The sequence below is a fragment of the Nocardioides humi genome (assembly GCF_006494775.1).
GTDB lineage: Bacteria > Actinomycetota > Actinomycetes > Propionibacteriales > Nocardioidaceae > Nocardioides > Nocardioides humi.
Window position 1 is genome coordinate 5548420 of sequence record NZ_CP041146.1, and the last position, 16845, is coordinate 5565264.

General features: G+C 73.9%; 14 protein-coding genes, 1 pseudogene and 1 riboswitch. Of the genes and pseudogenes, 9 read left to right on the forward strand and 6 right to left on the reverse strand.

What is annotated here, in order from left to right; genetic code table 11:
• The first annotated feature begins 120 nt into the window (after positions 1–120).
• Positions 121–1674 (forward strand): AMP-binding protein, encoded by a 1554-nt coding sequence (locus FIV44_RS26845; RefSeq protein ID WP_141007113.1) that lies wholly within the window; start codon positions 121–123, stop codon positions 1672–1674.
• Here FIV44_RS26845 and FIV44_RS26850 read toward each other — a convergent pair.
• Positions 1641–2183, reverse strand: a complete 543-nt coding sequence (locus tag FIV44_RS26850; RefSeq protein ID WP_141007114.1) for a hypothetical protein — start codon at positions 2181–2183, stop codon at positions 1641–1643. The two genes, FIV44_RS26845 and FIV44_RS26850, sit on opposite strands and share 34 nt — an antisense overlap.
• A 16-nt stretch (positions 2184–2199) precedes the next feature.
• A riboswitch (cobalamin riboswitch) is annotated at positions 2200–2320 on the forward strand.
• A 29-nt stretch (positions 2321–2349) separates the two neighbouring features.
• Between FIV44_RS26850 and FIV44_RS33405 the strand changes: the two genes are divergently transcribed.
• The 7 genes and pseudogenes from FIV44_RS33405 (at position 2350) to FIV44_RS26880 (ending at position 12786) form a co-directional block, all read left to right on the forward strand.
• Positions 2350–4008, forward strand: coding sequence for a cobaltochelatase subunit CobN (locus FIV44_RS33405; RefSeq protein WP_281285772.1), 1659 nt, complete (start codon positions 2350–2352; stop codon positions 4006–4008).
• Positions 3906–5951 carry a cobaltochelatase subunit CobN gene (locus FIV44_RS33410; protein WP_281285773.1) on the forward strand — a complete coding sequence of 682 codons (2046 nt, stop codon included), beginning with the start codon at positions 3906–3908 and terminating at the stop codon, positions 5949–5951. Before FIV44_RS33405 ends, FIV44_RS33410 begins: the two co-directional genes overlap by 103 nt.
• Positions 5944–6708: a precorrin 6A synthase gene (locus tag FIV44_RS26860; RefSeq protein WP_141007115.1), complete on the forward strand. Its 765-nt coding sequence runs from the start codon at positions 5944–5946 to the stop codon at positions 6706–6708. Before FIV44_RS33410 ends, FIV44_RS26860 begins: the two co-directional genes overlap by 8 nt.
• Positions 6695–7057: a (2Fe-2S) ferredoxin domain-containing protein gene (locus FIV44_RS26865; protein WP_141007116.1), complete on the forward strand. Its 363-nt coding sequence runs from the start codon at positions 6695–6697 to the stop codon at positions 7055–7057. Before FIV44_RS26860 ends, FIV44_RS26865 begins: the two co-directional genes overlap by 14 nt.
• 127 nt (positions 7058–7184) lie before the next feature.
• Positions 7185–8585 (forward strand): cobyric acid synthase, encoded by a 1401-nt coding sequence (locus tag FIV44_RS26870; RefSeq protein ID WP_141007117.1) that lies wholly within the window; start codon positions 7185–7187, stop codon positions 8583–8585.
• A pseudogene (locus tag FIV44_RS26875) lies at positions 8582–9315 on the forward strand (cobalt-precorrin-6A reductase). The gene FIV44_RS26870 and the pseudogene FIV44_RS26875 overlap by 4 nt, the downstream one beginning before the upstream one ends.
• Positions 9316–9408: 93 nt before the next feature.
• The gene (locus FIV44_RS26880; RefSeq protein WP_141007118.1) at positions 9409–12786 is read left to right on the forward strand and encodes a pyruvate carboxylase; all 3378 of its coding nucleotides are present in this window, start codon (positions 9409–9411) and stop codon (positions 12784–12786) included.
• 180 nt (positions 12787–12966) lie between these two features.
• Here the strand turns inward: FIV44_RS26880 and FIV44_RS26885 are convergent, their stop codons facing one another.
• Together FIV44_RS26885 and FIV44_RS26890 are read right to left on the reverse strand one after the other, a co-directional pair.
• Positions 12967–13401, reverse strand: coding sequence for a hypothetical protein (locus tag FIV44_RS26885; protein WP_141007119.1), 435 nt, complete (start codon positions 13399–13401; stop codon positions 12967–12969).
• Positions 13398–14252 carry an NAD(P)H-binding protein gene (locus FIV44_RS26890; protein ID WP_141007120.1) on the reverse strand — a complete coding sequence of 285 codons (855 nt, stop codon included), beginning with the start codon at positions 14250–14252 and terminating at the stop codon, positions 13398–13400. The genes FIV44_RS26885 and FIV44_RS26890 overlap by 4 nt, the downstream gene beginning before the upstream one ends.
• A 101-nt stretch (positions 14253–14353) precedes the next feature.
• Here FIV44_RS26890 and FIV44_RS26895 point away from each other — a divergent pair, with 101 nt between their 5' ends.
• Positions 14354–14719 carry a winged helix-turn-helix transcriptional regulator gene (locus FIV44_RS26895; RefSeq protein ID WP_281285774.1) on the forward strand — a complete coding sequence of 122 codons (366 nt, stop codon included), beginning with the start codon at positions 14354–14356 and terminating at the stop codon, positions 14717–14719.
• Here the strand turns inward: FIV44_RS26895 and FIV44_RS26900 are convergent.
• From FIV44_RS26900 to FIV44_RS26910, 3 genes are read right to left on the reverse strand one after another with little or no spacing between them, the layout of a single operon-like run.
• Positions 14697–15632: a cobalamin biosynthesis protein gene (locus tag FIV44_RS26900; protein WP_141007121.1), complete on the reverse strand. Its 936-nt coding sequence runs from the start codon at positions 15630–15632 to the stop codon at positions 14697–14699. The genes FIV44_RS26895 and FIV44_RS26900 overlap by 23 nt on opposite strands.
• Before the next feature lie 7 nt (positions 15633–15639).
• Complete coding sequence (locus tag FIV44_RS26905) at positions 15640–16443, reverse strand: CbtA family protein (RefSeq protein WP_219996193.1); 804 nt, start codon at positions 16441–16443, stop codon at positions 15640–15642.
• A gap of 13 nt (positions 16444–16456) precedes the next feature.
• Complete coding sequence (locus tag FIV44_RS26910) at positions 16457–16675, reverse strand: CbtB domain-containing protein (RefSeq protein WP_141007122.1); 219 nt, start codon at positions 16673–16675, stop codon at positions 16457–16459.
• Positions 16676–16845: the final 170 nt, after the last annotated feature.

Consider the following 16845-nt stretch of genomic DNA (forward strand, 5'->3'; position numbering starts at 1 on the left):
CCGAGCGTGCCGTCGCCTCCCCCTCCTTTCGAGGGGGTGCAGGCGGGGCCGGGGGACCTAGGGTGGTGTGTGTCACATCCGTACGCCCGTCCCCGATGACCGAGCCCAGGGAGGCCCCGCGTGTTCGTCCCGTTCAGCGTCAACGACTTCCTCGACCGTGCCGTGCAGGTGTACGGCGAGCGGGTGGGCGTGGTCGACGAGCCGACCCAGCCCGCGCCCAGCCAGGGCGAGCTCACCTATGCGCAGCTCGGCGAGCTGGCGCGGCGCCAGGCCGCGAGGCTCGACGAGCTCGGCATCGGCGTGGGCGAGCGGGTCGCGGTGGTCAGCCACAACAGCAGCCGGCTGCTCACGTCGTTCTTCGGGGTCAGCGGGTGGGGCCGGGTGCTGGTGCCGGTGAACTTCCGGCTCAGTCCCGACGAGGTGCAGTACATCGTCGAGCACTCCGGCGCGCGGGTGCTCTACGTCGACCCGGAGCTGGAGGAGTCGCTGGCGGGCGTGCGGTGCGAGCAGAAGTACCTGTTGGGCGACGACGACGCGCTCTACGCCCCGGTGGGCGCGGAGCCGAAGCCGTGGGAGTACGACGAGGGCGCGACCGCCACGATCAACTACACCTCCGGCACGACCGCCCGGCCCAAGGGTGTGCAGATCACGCATCGCAACATCTGGGTCAACGCCCTCACCTTCGGGCTCCACGCGGGGATCGGCGACCGCGACGTCTACCTGCACACGTTGCCGATGTTCCACGCCAACGGCTGGGGGATGCCGTTCGCGATGACCGGCGTGGGCGCGCGGCACATCGTGCTGCGCAAGGTCGACGGCGCCGAGATCCTGCGCCGGGTGCGCGACCACGGCGTGACCGTGATGTGCGCCGCCCCGGCGGTGGCGGCCGCGGTGCTGGAGGCCGCGCAGACGTGGGAGGGCGAGATCCCGGGGCGCGACCGGGTGCGGATCATCATGGCCGGCGCCCCGCCGCCGACGAAGACGGTGATCCGGGTCCAGGAGGAGCTGGGCTGGGAGTTCATCCAGATCTACGGCCTCACCGAGACCTCCCCGCTGCTCACCATCAACCGTACCCGCGCCGAGTGGGACGATCTCTCGGCCGAGGAGCGCGCGACCCGGCTGACCCGCGCGGGCGCCCCGGCGATCGGCGTACGGCTGGCGATCGACGAGTCCGAGGAGGGCGCCGGCGAGGTGCTCGCCCGGTCCAACGTGATCCTGGAGGGCTACTGGGAGCAGCCCGAGGAGTCGGCCACGGCGCTGCGGGACGGCTGGTTCCACACCGGCGACGGCGGCTACCTCGGCGACGACGGCTACCTCACCATCGCCGACCGCAAGAAGGACGTCATCATCACCGGCGGCGAGAACGTCACCTCGATCGAGGTCGAGGACACCCTCTTCTCCCATCCGGCGGTCGCCGAGGTCGCGGTCATCGGCGTGCCGAGCGAGAAGTGGGGCGAGACCATCAAGGCGCTCGTCGTGCTGAGCGCCGACGCTGCGCCGGGCGAGGAGATGGAGGCCGAGCTGATCCGCTGGTGCAAGGACCGGCTCGCCGGGTACAAGGCGCCGACGTCGGTGGAGTTCCGCTCCGAGCTGGCCCGGACCGCGACCGGCAAGCTGCAGAAGTTCAAGCTCCGGGCTCCCTACTGGGAGGGGCTCACCCGCCAGGTGAACTGATCCGCCGGGACGAGGGAGGCCGCCCAGCCGGCGGCCCGCCACGCCTCGACCGTGGCCCGCGCCCAGTCGGCGCCCGCCGTGTCGACCACGTCGACCTCCGTCGCCACCGGCGCGGGTCCCGGCTCGGCCAGGGGCCGGCCGCTGATCGGGTCGTCGAGGCCGGCCGCGCCGTCGACGCAGGTCACCCGGGACAGCCCGATGCCGAGGCGTCGCTGGTGCTGGGCCAGGCTCAGCGCGGCGATCCCGGCGGCGCCGTACCCGACGACCGAGACCTGGTCCGGCGGGTGCACCGCCGACTCCCGTGCGTAGCGCACGGAGCGGAGCAGGTCGTGCCCGTCCGTCCAGGTGGGTACGACGACGCGGAGCCCGCTGCGGGTCGCGATCCGGCTCGCCAGGGCACTCACCGCCTCGGGGTCCGAGGCGACCGCCGGGTGCCACAGGAGGAGGGTGTCGGCGTTCGGGTGCCCGTGCACCGCCACCTGGAGCCCGGCTGCCTGCTGATCCCGCATGGGACCACCGTAGGCTGAGCACTCACAGGTCCGCGGTGCAGGAACTCGGTGTGAGACCGGGGCGGTTCCGCCACTGTGATCCCGGCCATGCGCCATGGCAGGGAGAGCCAGACACTGGTCGCGGACGACACCTACCGATGAGGGGCGCGAACCCCGAGGAGGCATCGTGCGGATCGCACTGCTGTCCACGTCCGACACCGACCTGCTCTCGGCGCGCGCGAGCGGTGCCGACTACGGCTGGGCGAACCCCTCGCGCAGCGACCTCGCCGCCCTCGTCGCTTCGGCCGAGGGCGCCGACCTGGTCGTCGTACGGCTGCTCGGCTCCCCCCAGCAGTACGACGCCGAGCTGGCCGCGCTGCGCGGTGCGGGCCGCCCGCTCGTGGTGCTGGGCGGCGAGCTCACGCCCAGCGCGGAGCTGATGGAGGCCTCGACCGTCCCGGTCGGGATCGCCGCCGAGGCGCACCGCTACCTCGCCGAGGGCGGGCCGCGGAATCTCGCACAGCTGCACCGCTTCCTCTCCGACACCGTGCTGCTCACCGGTGAGGGCTTCGAGCCGCCGGAGGTCATCCCCGCCTGGGGCCTGGTCGAGCGGGACGCTGCGGCCGGCGACCGGGCGCGGGTCGGCGTGCTGTTCTACCGCGCCCACCAGGCCAGCGGGAACACCGCCTTCGTGCACGCCCTGTGCGACGCGATGGACGCCACCGGCACCGCGGTCGGGGTGCCGATCTTCGCGGGCTCGCTGCGGGCGGCGCCGGACGAGCTGTTCGACGCCCTGGGCGACCTCGACGCCCTGGTCGTCACCGTGCTCGCCGCGGGCGGCTCGACGCCCGCCGCCGCGAGCGCGGGCGGGGACGACGAGACCTGGGACGTCGAGCGGATCGCCGCCCTCGACATCCCCGTCCTGCAGGGCCTGTGCCTGACCAGCAGCCGCGCGGAGTGGGAGGCCTCCGACGACGGCGTCACCCCGCTCGACTACGCCAACCAGGTCGCGATCCCCGAGTTCGACGGGCGGATCAGCACGGCGCCGTTCTCGTTCAAGGAGCTGGACGACGAGGGGCTGCCGTCGTACGTCGCGGACCCGGAGCGGTGCGCGCGCGTCGCCGGGCTGGCGGCCAACTACGCACGACTTCGCCGGGTGCCGAACGGCGAGAAGCGACTCGCGCTGATGCTCTCGGCGTACCCGACCAAGCACTCCCGGGTCGGCAACGCCGTCGGCCTCGACACCCCGGTGTCCGCGGTCCGGCTGCTGCGCCGGCTCGCGGAGCAGGGCTACGACCTGGGCGGCGAGAACGAGGTGACCCGGATCCTCGCGATGTCCGACGACACCGAGGCGGGCGACGCGCTGATCCACGCGCTGATCGCGGCCGGCGGGCAGGACGAGGAGTGGCTGACCTCGGCGCAGCTCACGGACGCGCACGTGCGGATCTCCGCCGCGGACTACGCGGCGTGGACCGCCGACCTCCCCAACGACCTGCGCGAGGCGATGGTCGAGGCATGGGGACCGGCCCCGGGTCGGCTGTTCGTCAACGACAGCGACGAGATCGTGCTCGCGACCCTGCAGGCCGGCAACGTCGTGCTGCTCATCCAGCCGCCCCGGGGCTTCGGCGAGAATCCGGTCGCGATCTACCACGACCCCGAGCTCGCGCCGTCGCACCACTACCTGGCGGCGTACCGCTGGGTCGGAGCACCTGCCGGAAATGGGGGCTGGGGGCGGATGCCGTCGTGCATCTCGGCAAGCACGGCTCGATGGAGTGGCTGCCCGGAAAGAACGCAGCGCTGTCCGCGTCCTGCGCGACCGACGCGGCGATCGGCAGCATGCCGCTGATCTACCCCTTCCTCGTCAACGACCCGGGTGAGGGCGCGCAGGCCAAGCGCCGGGCGCGGGCGACGATCATCGACCACCTGGTGCCGCCGATGGCGCGCGCCGAGAGCTACGGCGACATCGCGCGGCTCGAGGGCCTGCTGGAGGAGTACGACAAGATCTCCGCGATGGACCCGGGCAAGCTGGCCGCCATCCGCGGCGAGATCTGGCAGCTGATGCACGCCGCCGAGCTGCATCGCGACCTCGGCCTCGAGGAGGCGCCCGAGGACGACGACTTCGACGACTTCCTGCTCCATGTCGACGGCTGGCTGTGCGAGATCAAGGACGTCCAGATCCGCGACGGGCTGCACGTCCTCGGCCAGGCGCCCGAGGGGGAGGCCCGGGTCAACCTGGTGCTCGCGATCCTGCGCGCGGCCCAGGTCTGGGGCGGCCAGGCGCAGGCGGTCCCGGGGCTGCGAGCCGCGCTCGGGCTGGCTCCCGACGCGCCGACGACCGAGGTCGACCGGGTCGAGGCCGAGGCCCGCGAGCTGGTCGAGGCGATGGAGAAGGCCGCGTGGGACCCCGCGCGGGTCGCGGACCTGCATGCGTCGGAGGAGGTGCGCCGGGTGCTGGCCTTCGCGGCCACGGAGGTCGTGCCGCGGCTGGCCCGCACCACCGACGAGCTCGACCACACCCTGCACGCCCTGTCCGGTGGGTTCGTGCCGGCCGGGCCGTCGGGCTCGCCGCTGCGCGGGCTGGTCAACGTGCTGCCGACCGGCCGCAACTTCTACACCGTCGACCCGCGCGCGGTCCCGTCGCGGCTGGCGTGGCAGACCGGCCAGGCGATGGCGGACTCGCTGGTGCAGCGCTACCTCTCGGAGGAGGGGGCGTACCCCGAGTCCGTCGGCTTGTCGGTGTGGGGTACGTCGGCCATGCGCACCTCCGGCGACGACATCGCCGAGGTGCTGGCACTGCTCGGCGTCCGGCCGGAGTGGGACGAGGCGTCGCGTCGCGTGCACGCGCTGACGGTGGTGCCGCTGGAGGAGCTCGGGCGGCCGCGCATCGATGTCACCGTGCGGATCTCCGGGTTCTTCCGCGACGCCTTCCCGCACGTCGTGGCGATGCTGGACGACGCGGTGCAGCTGGTCGCCGAGCTGGACGAGCCGGAGGACCAGAACTTCGTCCGCGCCCACGCCGCCGCCGATCTCGCCTCGCACGGTGACCAGCGGCGGGCGACCACCCGGATCTTCGGCTCCAAGCCCGGCTCCTACGGCGCCGGCATCCTGCAGGCGGTCGAGTCCGGCACGTGGCGCGACGACGCCGACCTCGCCGAGGTCTACACCGCGTGGGGCGGCTTCGCGTACGGCCGCGACCTCGACGGCGTACCTGCCGCCGACGACATGCGCGCCAACTACAAGCGGATCAAGGTCGCGGCGAAGAACATCGACACCCGCGAGCACGACATCGCCGACAGCGACGACTACTTCCAGTACCACGGCGGCATGGTCGCGACGATCCGCGCGCTGACCGGCTCCTCGCCCAAGGCGTATGTCGGCGACTCGACCACGCCGGACGCGGTGCGCACCCGGACCCTGCAGGAGGAGACCAACCGGGTCTTCCGCGCGCGCGTGGTGAACCCGCGCTGGATCGGCGCGATGCAGCGGCACGGCTACAAGGGCGCCTTCGAGCTGGCCGCGACCGTCGACTACCTCTTCGGGTTCGACGCCACCGCCGGTGTGGTGCACGACTGGATGTACGAGTCGCTCGCCCAGTCCTACGTGCTGGACGAGACCAACCAGGAGTTCCTCCGCAAGTCGAACCCGTGGGCGCTGCGCAGCATCGTCGAGCGGCTGCACGAGGCGAAGGACCGCGGGCTGTGGGAGTCGCCGGATCCCGAGGTGCTGGCGGCGCTGCAGGCGGCGTACCTGGAGGTCGAGGGAGACCTGGAGGAGGGCGCTGGTGGCTGAGCGGGTCCGGGTCCTCGGCTTCGGGATGGGGCCGCAGCACGTCACGCCGGAGGTGGCGTCGGCGCTGGGGGAGTGCGACTACGCCCTCGCCGTGCAGAAGGGCTCGCCGGACCCGCTGCTCGAGGTGCGGCGCGCGGTGTGCGCGGCGCACGGCGTCGAGCTGGTCGTCGTACCCGATCCGGAGCGGGACCGCTCGCCCGGCCTCGACCGCGCGGGCTACGAGGGCGCCGTCGCCGACTGGTACGCCGCCCGGCTGGCCGCCTACCGGTCGGTGCTCTCGGCGCGGGGCGGCGTGTGCGCCTTCCTCGTCTGGGGCGACCCGTCGCTGTACGACGGGACGATCCGGATCGTGCGCGAGCTGGGCGTGCCCTTCGACGTGCTGCCCGGCATCAGCGCTCCGCAGGTGCTGGCCGCGCGGCACGGGATCGTGCTGCACGAGGTCGGCGCGCCGGTGCACGTGACGACGGCGCGGCGGCTGCGGGCGGACGTGGCGACAGGCCAGCGGAATGTCGTGGTGATGCTGACCTCGGGCGTCGACCTGGACGGGTTCGAGGACTGGCGGGTCTGGTGGGGCGCGAACCTCGGCGGTGTGGGGGAGCGGCTGGTCTCCGGGCGGGTCGGCGACGTGGTCGGCGCGATCGCGGCGGAGCGGGAGTCGGCCAGGGACGAGGCCGGCTGGATGATGGACCTGTTCCTGCTGCGGGGACCGGTCGACGGGGGACCGGTCGACGGGGGACCGGTCGATGGCGCTGCCTGAGCGGGACGTGCTGCTGTGCCGCGACTGCTGCTGCGGTACCTCCGGGAAGCACCCGGGCGTCGACCACCGGGCCCAGCGCGACGAGATCGAGGCGCTCGACGACCCGGCCGGACGGCGCGGACCGCGGGTCAGGGTGCGCGTGGTCGACTGCCTCGACGAGTGCGACCGGTCGAACGTCGTACTGGTCCGGGACTTCACGTGGTTCCCCGGCGGCCGGCGACCGAAGGACTTCTGGCTCGGTGGAGTGCTCTCCTCGGGTGCCACGGAGGCGGTCGTCGCGTGGGTGCGCGCCGGCGGCCCGGTGCCGGCCGTCCTGGAGCGGCACGTGTTCCGGGGGAAGCGCGGATGAGTCCCTTGAGCCTCACGCGTCACAGCGGGCGGGCAGTTCATGCGCTTGTCAGGTGTTGCAACCCCCGACAAGCGCATGAATCCCCGGATGTCCGGGGATTCATGCAGCCGGCCCGCCGGAGCCGCGGATGAGCCGCGCCGGAGCACTCCTGGTGGCCGGGATGACGTCGGACGCGGGGAAGAGCGTGGTGACGACCGGGCTGTGCCGGGCGTTCGCGCGGCGGGGGATCCGGGTGGCGCCGTACAAGGCGCAGAACATGTCCAACAACTCGATGGTCGTCCGCGGCCCCGGTGGCGAGCCCGGCGAGATCGGCCGGGCGCAGTGGGTGCAGGCCCTCGCCGCCGACGCCGAGCCCGAGGTGGCGATGAACCCCGTCCTGCTCAAGCCCGGCAGCGACCGCCGCAGCCATGTGGTGCGGATGGGGCGGCCGGACGGGGAGGTCTCCTCCCGCGACTGGCACGACGGCCGGCAGCGTCTGGCCGAGACCGCGTTCGAGGCGTTCGACGACCTCCGCGCGCGCTTCGACCTGGTGGTCGCCGAGGGGGCGGGGAGCCCGGCGGAGATCAACCTGCGGGCGAGCGACTACGTCAACATGGGTCTCGCCCGGCACGGCGACGTGCCGACGATCGTGGTCGGCGACATCGACCGCGGCGGCTGGTTCGCCTCGGCGTACGGCACCCTGATGCTGCTCGAGCCCGAGGACCGGGCGCTGATCAAGGGGTACGTCGTCAACAGGTTCCGCGGCGACGTCGAGCTGCTGCGGCCGGGGCTCGCCGACCTGCAGCAGCGCACCGGCCGGCCGACCTACGGCGTGCTGCCGTGGCACCCCGACCTGTGGCTGGACTCCGAGGACGCGCTCGACCTCGCCGGCCGCCGCGCCGCGCCCGACGCAGGGCGGGCGGCGCGGAGGGTCGCCGTGGTCCGGCTGCCCCGGATCAGCAACTTCACCGACGTCGACGCGCTCGGGCTGGAGCCGGGCCTGGACGTGGAGTTCGTCTCCGACCCGGCGCGGTTGGCCGACGCGGACCTGGTCGTGCTCCCCGGCAGCCGCGCGACCCTCGCCGACCTGGCCTGGCTGCGGGAGCGCGGCCTCGACGCGGCCATCGTCCGCCATGCGCGCGCCGGACGGCCGGTGCTCGGCATCTGCGGCGGCTGCCAGATGCTCGGCGCGCGGATCGAGGACCCCGAGGGCGTCGAGGGCACGGCGGGCGCGGCGGTCGACGGGCTCGGCCTGCTCGACCTCACCACGACGTTCGGCCCGGAGAAGCGGCTCGTCCTCCACGAGCCGGCCGGGTACGAGATCCACCACGGCCGGATCACCGGCCCCACCACCCGGGGCACGGTCACCGGGACGATGGTGCACGGCAGCCTGGAGGACGACGGCACCCGCGCGGCCTACCTCGCGGACCACCTCGGCATCCCCAGCGCAGCGTCCTTCCCCGCCGCCCGCGCCGCCCGGCTCGACCTGCTCGGCGACCTCGTCGAGGAGCACCTCGACCTCGACGCGCTGCTGGAGCTCACCCGATGACGGGGCCGAGGGTGCTGCTGCTCGGCGGCACCGGCGAGGCCCGCGACCTCGCCGCCCGGCTCGTCGCCGAGGGCATCCCGGTGGTCTCCTCCCTCGCCGGCCGGGTCGCCCGCCCCGGCTCCCGGAGGGCGAGGTGCGGATCGGCGGCTTCGGCGGTGTCGACGGCTTCCGCGCGGCGCTCGCCGGCTTCGACGCGGTCGTCGACGCCACCCACCCGTTCGCCCAGGGCATCAGCCGCAACGCCGCCGCGGCCTGCGCCGCCGAGGAGATCCCGCTGCTGCGGCTGGAGCGCCCGGGCTGGGCCGACCGCGCCCGGCAGAGCTGGATCTGGGTCGACACCCACGAGCAGGCCGCGACCGTCGCCGGCGAGCTCGGCAGCCGCCCGTTCCTCACCGTCGGCCGGCAGGAGCTGGCCCGGTTCGTCCCGGCGCTGGCCGAGCGCCGGGTGCTGGCGCGGGTCGTCGATCCGCCGGACATCGCGCTCCCGCCCGACTGGGAGCTGCTCACCTCCCGTGGGCCCTACACCCTCGAGGGCGAGCGGGACCTGCTGGCCGGCCGGGACGTCCTCGTCACCAAGGACTCCGGCGGCGAGCACACCTGGCCCAAGCTGGCGGCCGCCGCCGAGCTCGGCCTCCCCGTCGTCGTCGTACGACGCCCGCCCGCCCCGCCCGGCGTCGCCACGGTCCACGACGTCGCGGACGCGATGGCCTGGCTCGACGAACTCGCGTAGCCTCACGCTCCACCACGTGGTCACACTGACGTGACCTGCCTCACGACTGATGGGATGGACCCACCATCCATCAGCAGAGCGAGGAGTCGTCAGTTGTTCTCGAAGGTTCTGGTCGCCAACCGCGGGGAGATCGCCATCCGAGCGTTCCGCGCGGCGTACGAGCTGGGCGCCACCACCGTGGCCGTCTTCCCGTACGAGGACCGGGGTTCCGAGCACCGTCTCAAGGCCGACGAGGCCTACGAGATCGGTGAGCGGGGGCACCCGGTCCGCAGTTACCTCGATCCGGACGCGATCGTCGCGGCCGCCGTGCAGTGCGGCGCCGACGCGATCTATCCGGGCTACGGGTTCCTCTCGGAGAACCCCGCCCTCGCCGAGGCGTGCGCCGCGGCCGGCATCACGTTCATCGGTCCCACGGCCGAGGTCCTCACCCTGACCGGCAACAAGGCCCGCGCGATCGCGGCCGCCAAGGCCGCCGGCGTGCCGACCCTGCAGAGCGTCGACCCGTCCACCGACGTCGACGCGCTGCTGGCCGAGGCCGAGGCGATCCCGGCGCCGCTGTTCGTCAAGGCCGTCGCCGGCGGCGGGGGGCGCGGCATGCGGCGGGTCGACGACCGCGCCCAGCTGCGGGAGGCGATCGAGACCTGCATGCGCGAGGGCGAGGCCGCCTTCGGCGACCCGACCGTCTTCATCGAGCAGGCGGTCGTCGACCCGCGGCACATCGAGGTGCAGGTCCTCGCCGACGGGGAGGGCGATGTCATCCACCTCTTCGAGCGCGACTGCTCGGTCCAGCGCCGCCACCAGAAGGTGGTCGAGATCGCGCCCGCGCCCAACCTCGACCCCGCGCTGCGCGAGCGCATCTGCGCGGACGCCGTGCGGTTCGCCCGCGAGATCGGCTACAAGAACGCCGGCACGGTGGAGTTCCTGCTCGATCCCGACGGGAACTACGTGTTCATCGAGATGAACCCGCGGATCCAGGTCGAGCACACGGTGACCGAGGAGGTCACCGACGTCGACCTGGTCCAGTCCCAGATGCGGATCGCCTCCGGCGAGACGCTGGCCGACCTCGGTCTCTCGCAGGACACCGTGCGGCTGCGCGGGGCGGCGCTGCAGTGCCGGATCACCACCGAGGACCCCGCGAACGGGTTCCGGCCCGACACGGGCACCATCACGGCGTACCGCTCGCCGGGTGGCGCCGGCGTCCGGATCGACGGCGGTACGACCTTCACCGGCGCCGAGATCAGCCCGCACTTCGACTCGATGCTGGCCAAGCTGACCTGTCGCGGCCGCACCTTCGCCGACGCGGTCGCCCGGTCGCGGCGCGCGGTCGCGGAGTTCCGGATCCGGGGAGTGGCGACGAACGTCCCCTTCCTGCAGGCGCTCCTCGACGACCCGGACTTCGCGGCCGGGCGGGTCACGACGAGCTTCATCGAGACCCACCCCGAGCTGCTGACCGCCCGCGCGTCGGGCGACCGCGGGACCCGGCTGCTCACCTATCTGGCCGATGTGACGGTCAACCAGCCGCACGGCGCGGTCCCGGTGAGCATCGCGCCCGTCGCCAAGCTGCCCGCCGCCGATCTCGCGGCCGCGCCGCCCGACGGGTCCCGCCAGCGGCTGCTCGCCCTCGGGCCGGAGGCGTTCGCGGCCGAGCTGCGGGCCCGCTCCGGCGTGGCCGTCACGGACACGACCTTCCGCGACGCCCACCAGTCGCTGCTCGCCACCCGGGTCCGCACCCACGACCTGCTCGGCGTCGCCGGCCACGTCGCCCGGCTCACGCCGCAGCTGTGGTCGCTGGAGTGCTGGGGCGGGGCGACCTACGACGTCGCCCTGCGCTTCCTCTCCGAGGACCCGTGGGACCGGCTGGCCCGGCTGCGGGAGGCGGTGCCGAACATCTGCCTGCAGATGCTGCTGCGCGGGCGCAACACGGTCGGCTACACGCCGTACCCGACCTCCGTGACGAACGCCTTCGTGGCCGAGGCCGCCGGCACCGGCATCGACGTGTTCCGGATCTTCGACGCCCTCAACGACGTCGAGCAGATGCGGCCCGCGATCGAGGCGGTGCGGGCCACCGGCACCAGCGTGGCCGAGGTGGCGCTGTGCTACACCGGCGACCTGTCCTCGCCGGAGGAGAGCCTCTACACGCTCGACTACTACCTGCGCCTGGCCGAGCGGATCGCCGACGCGGGGGCGCACGTGCTGGCGATCAAGGACATGGCCGGACTGCTGCGGGCGCCGGCCGCGACGACCCTGGTCACGGCGCTGCGGGAGCGGTTCGACCTGCCGGTCCACCTGCACACCCACGACACCGCCGGCGGCCAGCTCGCCACCCTCACCGCGGCGATCGCGGCCGGGGTCGACGCCGTGGACGCCGCCACCGCGGCCATGGCCGGCACCACCTCCCAGCCGCCGCTGTCGTCCCTGGTGGCGGCCACCGACCACGGTCCCCGCGAGACCGGGCTGGACCTGGCCGCGGTGAACGCGCTGGAGCCCTACTGGGAGGCGGTACGCCGGCTCTACGCCCCCTTCGAGTCGGGACTGCCCGCGCCGACCGGCCGGGTCTACCGCCACGAGATCCCGGGCGGCCAGCTCTCCAACCTGCGCCAGCAGGCGATCGCGCTGGGACTGGGGGAGAAGTTCGAGCAGGTCGAGGACATGTACGCCGCGGCCAACGACATCCTCGGCCGGGTCCCCAAGGTCACCCCGTCGAGCAAGGTGATCGGCGACCTCGCGCTCGCGCTGGTCGCGGCGGGCGCGGATCCCGTGGCGTTCGCCGACGACCCGGCGTCGTACGACATCCCGGCGTCGGTGATCGGGTTCCTCCACGGCGAGCTCGGCGACCCGCCGGGCGGCTGGCCCGAGCCGTTCCGGAGCAAGGCGATCGCCGGGCGGTCCTGGACGCCGGCCGCCGAGGTGCTGTCGGCCGAGGACGAGGCCGGCCTGGCCGACGACCCGCAGGCCACCCTCAACCGGCTGCTGTTCCCCGGCCCGACCCGCGAGTACGAGGAGGCGCGCTCGCAGTGGGGCGACCTGTCCGTCGTACCGACCCGGGAGTTCCTCTACGGACTCCAGTCGGGTGAGGAGCACGCCGTGGAGCTCGCCGAGGGCAAGCAGCTGCTGCTCGGCGTCCAGGCCGTCAGCGAGCCCGACGAGCGCGGCTACCGCACCGTGATGTGCACCCTCAACGGCCAGATCCGTCCCGTGTCGGTGCGCGACCGCTCCGTGTCCGCCGAGGTCGCCGCCGCCGAGAAGGCCGATCCCGCCCAGCCCGGCCACGTCGCCGCGCCCTTCCAGGGCGTCGTGTCGGTCGCGGTCGCCGAGGGGGACCAGGTGGCCGCCGGCGACACCGTCGCCACCATCGAGGCGATGAAGATGGAGGCCGCCATCACCTCGCCCGTCGACGGCACCGTCCAGCGCGTCGCGCTCGCCGGGCCGCAGGCGGTCGAGGGAGGCGACCTCGTGCTGGTGGTCGGCTGACCCTCAGCCTCGATCCGTGGATAGCCACCTACTGCGCGGCCCCGGAGCGGCGCGCTGGCGGCGTTGCGGACGCTCGACGGTGCAACCAGACCGCCCTCGCGGCCAGGTCTGAACGAAGTGGCCTTTGCCAGCACACCCCTCCGGTGCCGCTCGCTACGGCGCCCATCCACGGATCGAGGCTCAGGACCCGGCCGCGGGCGCGCGCTCGTGGCCGGGTCGCCCGTGGGTACGGCGGTCCTCCTTCATCTCGGCCTCGTAGAGGTGCCGCCGGCCCGCGACCAGCTCGTCGCGGGCCGCGCGCTCGAGCCGCCTGAAGTCGGCGTAGTAGCCGTCGTCGTACTCCTCGACGATCTGGAAGGTCCACCGCCCCTGGACCACGTTGCGGCCGACGAGCTCGGTCTCGATCCGGTCGGCCAGCTCGTGGTGGCCGGCCTCGCGGAGGCGGTCGACGCCCTTGCCGAGGGTGAGGTCGGCGGTGCCGCTGAGCCGGTGGAACGCGTAGAGGTGGCCGCGGGCCACCTCGACCGCCTCCAGCGCCTCGGAGATCTCGCCGAGCGCCTCGACGGTCAGGTCGTCGACGCCCTCGGGCCGGACGTGCTCGTCATCGATCGTCATGCCCCGATCGTGGCAGACAGCGCCTCGGCGAGGGTGGTGGCGGGACGGCCGAGCAGGACCTGCAGGTCGGCGGGGTCGACGTACAGCTCGCCGCGGCCCAGGCCGAGGTCCGCGTCGGCGAGGACGGCGGCGTACTGCTCCGGCAGGCCGGCGCCCACGAGCACCGTCGTCAGCTCCTCGGCGGGGAGGTCGCTGTAGGCGACCTCCGTGCCCGTCGCCTCGCCGACGGCGGCGGCCAGCTCGGCCAGCGTGAACGCGGCGCCGCCGAGCTCGTAGACCGCCCTCGGCTCCTCGAGCAGGAGGACGGCGGCCGCCGCCTCCGCGAGGTCGGCGCGGGTCGCGGCGCTGACCCGCCCGTCGCCCGCGGCGCCGAGGACGGCGCCGTGCTCGACGTAGGTGGGGACCTGGCCGGTGTAGAGGTCGGTGTACCAGCTGTTGCGCAGGAAGGCGTGGCGTAGGCCGGAGGCGACGATCGCCTCCTCGGTGGCCCTGTGCTCGGCGGCGAGGGCGAGCCCGCTGGTGTCGGCGTTGGCGATGCTGGTGTAGGCGAGCAGGCCCACGCCGGCGGCCTTCGCCGCGTCGACGACATTCTGGTGCTGGACCAGGCGCCGGCCGACCTCGCTGCCCGAGATGAGCAGGACGCGGTCCGCGCCGGCGAGCGCGTCGGCCAGGCCGGCGGCGTCGGCGTAGTCGACCCGGCGGGTGGTGACGCCGAGGGCCGCGAGCGCGGCGAGGCGCTCCTCGTCGCGGCCCAGCGCGACGATCTGGTCGGCCGGTACGCCCTTCGCGAGCAGGGAGCTGACGACGAGGCGGCCGAGCTGGCCGGTGGCGCCGGTGACGACGAGGGACATGGTGGTTCCTTTCGAGGGGTGGTGCCTGTCGTCCTCGTCAACCGGTCCTCCGGGGAGTTGCTTCCCCAGAGTTAGTACGCACTTTGAAGTAAGGTACTTCCGTGAGAGAAAGCATGGAGAGCGTGTTCCCCGGCGGCGTGTTCCCGGCGGGCTGCCCGAGCCGGGTGCTGCTCGATCACGTCACGAGCAAGTGGGGCGTGCTGGTGCTGGTGTCCCTCACCGACGGACCGCAGCGCTGGAGCGACCTGCGCCGCCGCGCGGAGGGCGTCAGCGAGAAGATGCTCGCCCAGACGCTGCGCACCCTGGAGGCCGACGGCCTGGTGCACCGGGACCAGAAGCCGGTCATGCCGCCGCGCGTCGACTACAGCCTGACCCCGCTCGGGGAGGAGCTGGCCGAGGTGATGGTGCCCCTGCTGCGCTGGGTGGGCCGCCACGCCGACGACATCATCGGCGCGCCCGCCTGCTGAGCCTCGGGAGCGCGGCGACCGCGGCCGTCGTGAGCACGGTGCCGGCGCCGATCCGCCGGGCGAGGACCCGGGCGCGGTCGAGGTCGGCCCGGCCGGGTGCGGGGCCGGCGCCCAGGACCGCGCGGTGCTCGACGCGGCCGGCGTAGTCGTTGGTGCCGCCGAGCCGGATGCCCAGCGCGCCGGCGAACGCCGCCTCGACCGGGCCGGCGTTCGGGCTCGGGTGGCCGGCCGCGTCGCGGCGCCAGGTCCGCCAGGCCCGGCCGGGGGCCGGCCCGAGGGCGGCGGCGAGCAGCGCCGTCAGCCGGGAGCCGGGCAGGTTGAGCAGGTCGTCGAGCCGTGCGGCCGCCCAGCCGAACCGCTCGTAGCGGGCGCTGCGGTGCCCGACCATCGCGTCGAGGGTGTTGGCGGCGCGATAGCCGAGCAGCCCGGGTACGCCGGCGACGGCGCCCCACACGAGCGGCGCGACGACCGCGTCGCTGGTGTTCTCGGCCAGCGACTCCAGGGTCGCCCGGACCACCTCCGCCTCGTCGAGCCGCGAGGTGTCCCGGCCGACCAGGTGGGTCAGCCGGACTCGCGCCTCGGGCAGGCGATCCGCGGCGAGCAGGCCGGCCACCGCCGCGGCCTCGCGGTCGAGCGAGGTGCCGCCGAGCACCGCCCACGTGGCGGCGGCCGTGACGAGGGTGCGGGGGAGCGGCCGGTCCGCGACGACGCGGTCCGCCGCGATGCCGAGGGCCACGGCGCCGCCGACCAGCACGACGACGTACGCCGTCCCCGCGGGTCGGGCGTCGCGCCACATCGGCCGCTCCAGCGCGCCCGCGACCCGGCCGAACCCGGCGACCGGATGACCACGCCGCGGATCGGCGAGGAGCCGGTCCGCGGCGTACCCGAGCAGGAGGCCGAGCGGCCTGCTCACCGCGTGGTCACAGGCTGGCGGCCAGCGCCCGCCGCTCGTCGTCGGCGGCGACCCGGTCGTAGAGCCGGCCGACGAGGCCGGTCAGCACGACCCCGATCACGCCCCACAGGGTGGCGAGGGTGAGCACCGAGGAGCGGCGGAAGTACCACAGCGTGTCGGCCGGGAAGTCGCCCAGCTCGTCGACCGTCGGCAGCAGCGCGGCGGCGACCACGACGACGACCAGATAGCCGAGTCCCACGGCCACGACGGCGGTGAAGCCGTCGTACCGCTCCAGCAGGCGCCGGGCGATCACGACGGCGGCGATGGCGGCGAGCACGGAGATCAGCAGCAGGCCGAAGTACTCGGTCGTGCGGCTGCCGATCGTGTCCGGGTCGCCGACGGCCGGCGGCGTCGCGGGGTACTTCAGGAAGGGCACGAGGGCCACGGCCACGAACCCGATCAGCGCCACCAGCGCCGTCGAGCCGCGGGGGGACAGGCGGCCGAGGCGTCCGGCAACCGCGGCCGCGGCGAGCGCGGTCAGCCCGCCGAGCGCCGTGCCGACGGCGAGCGTGCCGGTCAGCAGGCCGAAGCTCTTCTGGTTGTCGCGGGAGATCTCGACCATGCCGGCCTCGTCCTCCTCGGGCTCCGCCGGCGCCGGCTCGGCGGCGGCGTTGGCCTCCTCGAGGGCGATGGCGTCGTCGACGTGGGGCTCACCGAGGGTGAACGCCACGCCGAAGGTGAACAGGCCCGCGATCAGGCCGGCGATCAGGCCGCGGATCAGGAACGCGGCAGGGGTCAGGACGGACTTCTCCCCGGGGGCGGCGGTGCTCATCAGGTCGCTCCGCTCAGTGGCAGGGGTAGCCGAGCAGGTGCCGGGCGTCGTGGACCCACTCGTGCACGGCGTTGCCGGCCGGGATCGAGATGGCGCCCTGGTCGGCGCTCACGAAGAAGATCACGATCATCGCGAGCAGGCCGTAGAAGACGACCCAGGTGCCGAGCTGGAGGAGAGGGACCGTCGGGAGCGGGACGGCCGGGGCGAGGGGAGCGGCAGGCGACTGCGACATGTGTCCTCCTGAGGGATTCTGCGTCCCTGTTCGTAGTGATGAGGGGCAGGTCGTCGGGTCTGACTCCACCGCTCACCTGGTCGGAGGCGATGTCACAGTAGCGCGACTGTGCCGGACTTTCACCGGCTTCCTCGGGCCTGCTGCGATGGATTCTAGGGCATCGCCTCCGT

Bases quoted from the DNA above. Each gene is read 5' to 3' on its own strand.
- FIV44_RS26850 (WP_141007114.1), bottom strand. From the start codon at position 2,183: ATGCGGGATCAGCAGGCAGCCGGGCTCCAGGTGGCGGTGCACGGGCAC.
- FIV44_RS26865 (WP_141007116.1), top strand. From the start codon at position 6,695: ATGGCGCTGCCTGAGCGGGACGTGCTGCTGTGCCGCGACTGCTGCTGC.
- FIV44_RS26870 (WP_141007117.1), top strand. From the start codon at position 7,185: ATGAGCCGCGCCGGAGCACTCCTGGTGGCCGGGATGACGTCGGACGCG.
- FIV44_RS26885 (WP_141007119.1), bottom strand. From the start codon at position 13,401: ATGACGATCGATGACGAGCACGTCCGGCCCGAGGGCGTCGACGACCTG.
- FIV44_RS26890 (WP_141007120.1), bottom strand. From the start codon at position 14,252: ATGTCCCTCGTCGTCACCGGCGCCACCGGCCAGCTCGGCCGCCTCGTC.
- FIV44_RS26905 (WP_219996193.1), bottom strand. From the start codon at position 16,443: ATGAGCACCGCCGCCCCCGGGGAGAAGTCCGTCCTGACCCCTGCCGCG.
- FIV44_RS26910 (WP_141007122.1), bottom strand. From the start codon at position 16,675: ATGTCGCAGTCGCCTGCCGCTCCCCTCGCCCCGGCCGTCCCGCTCCCG.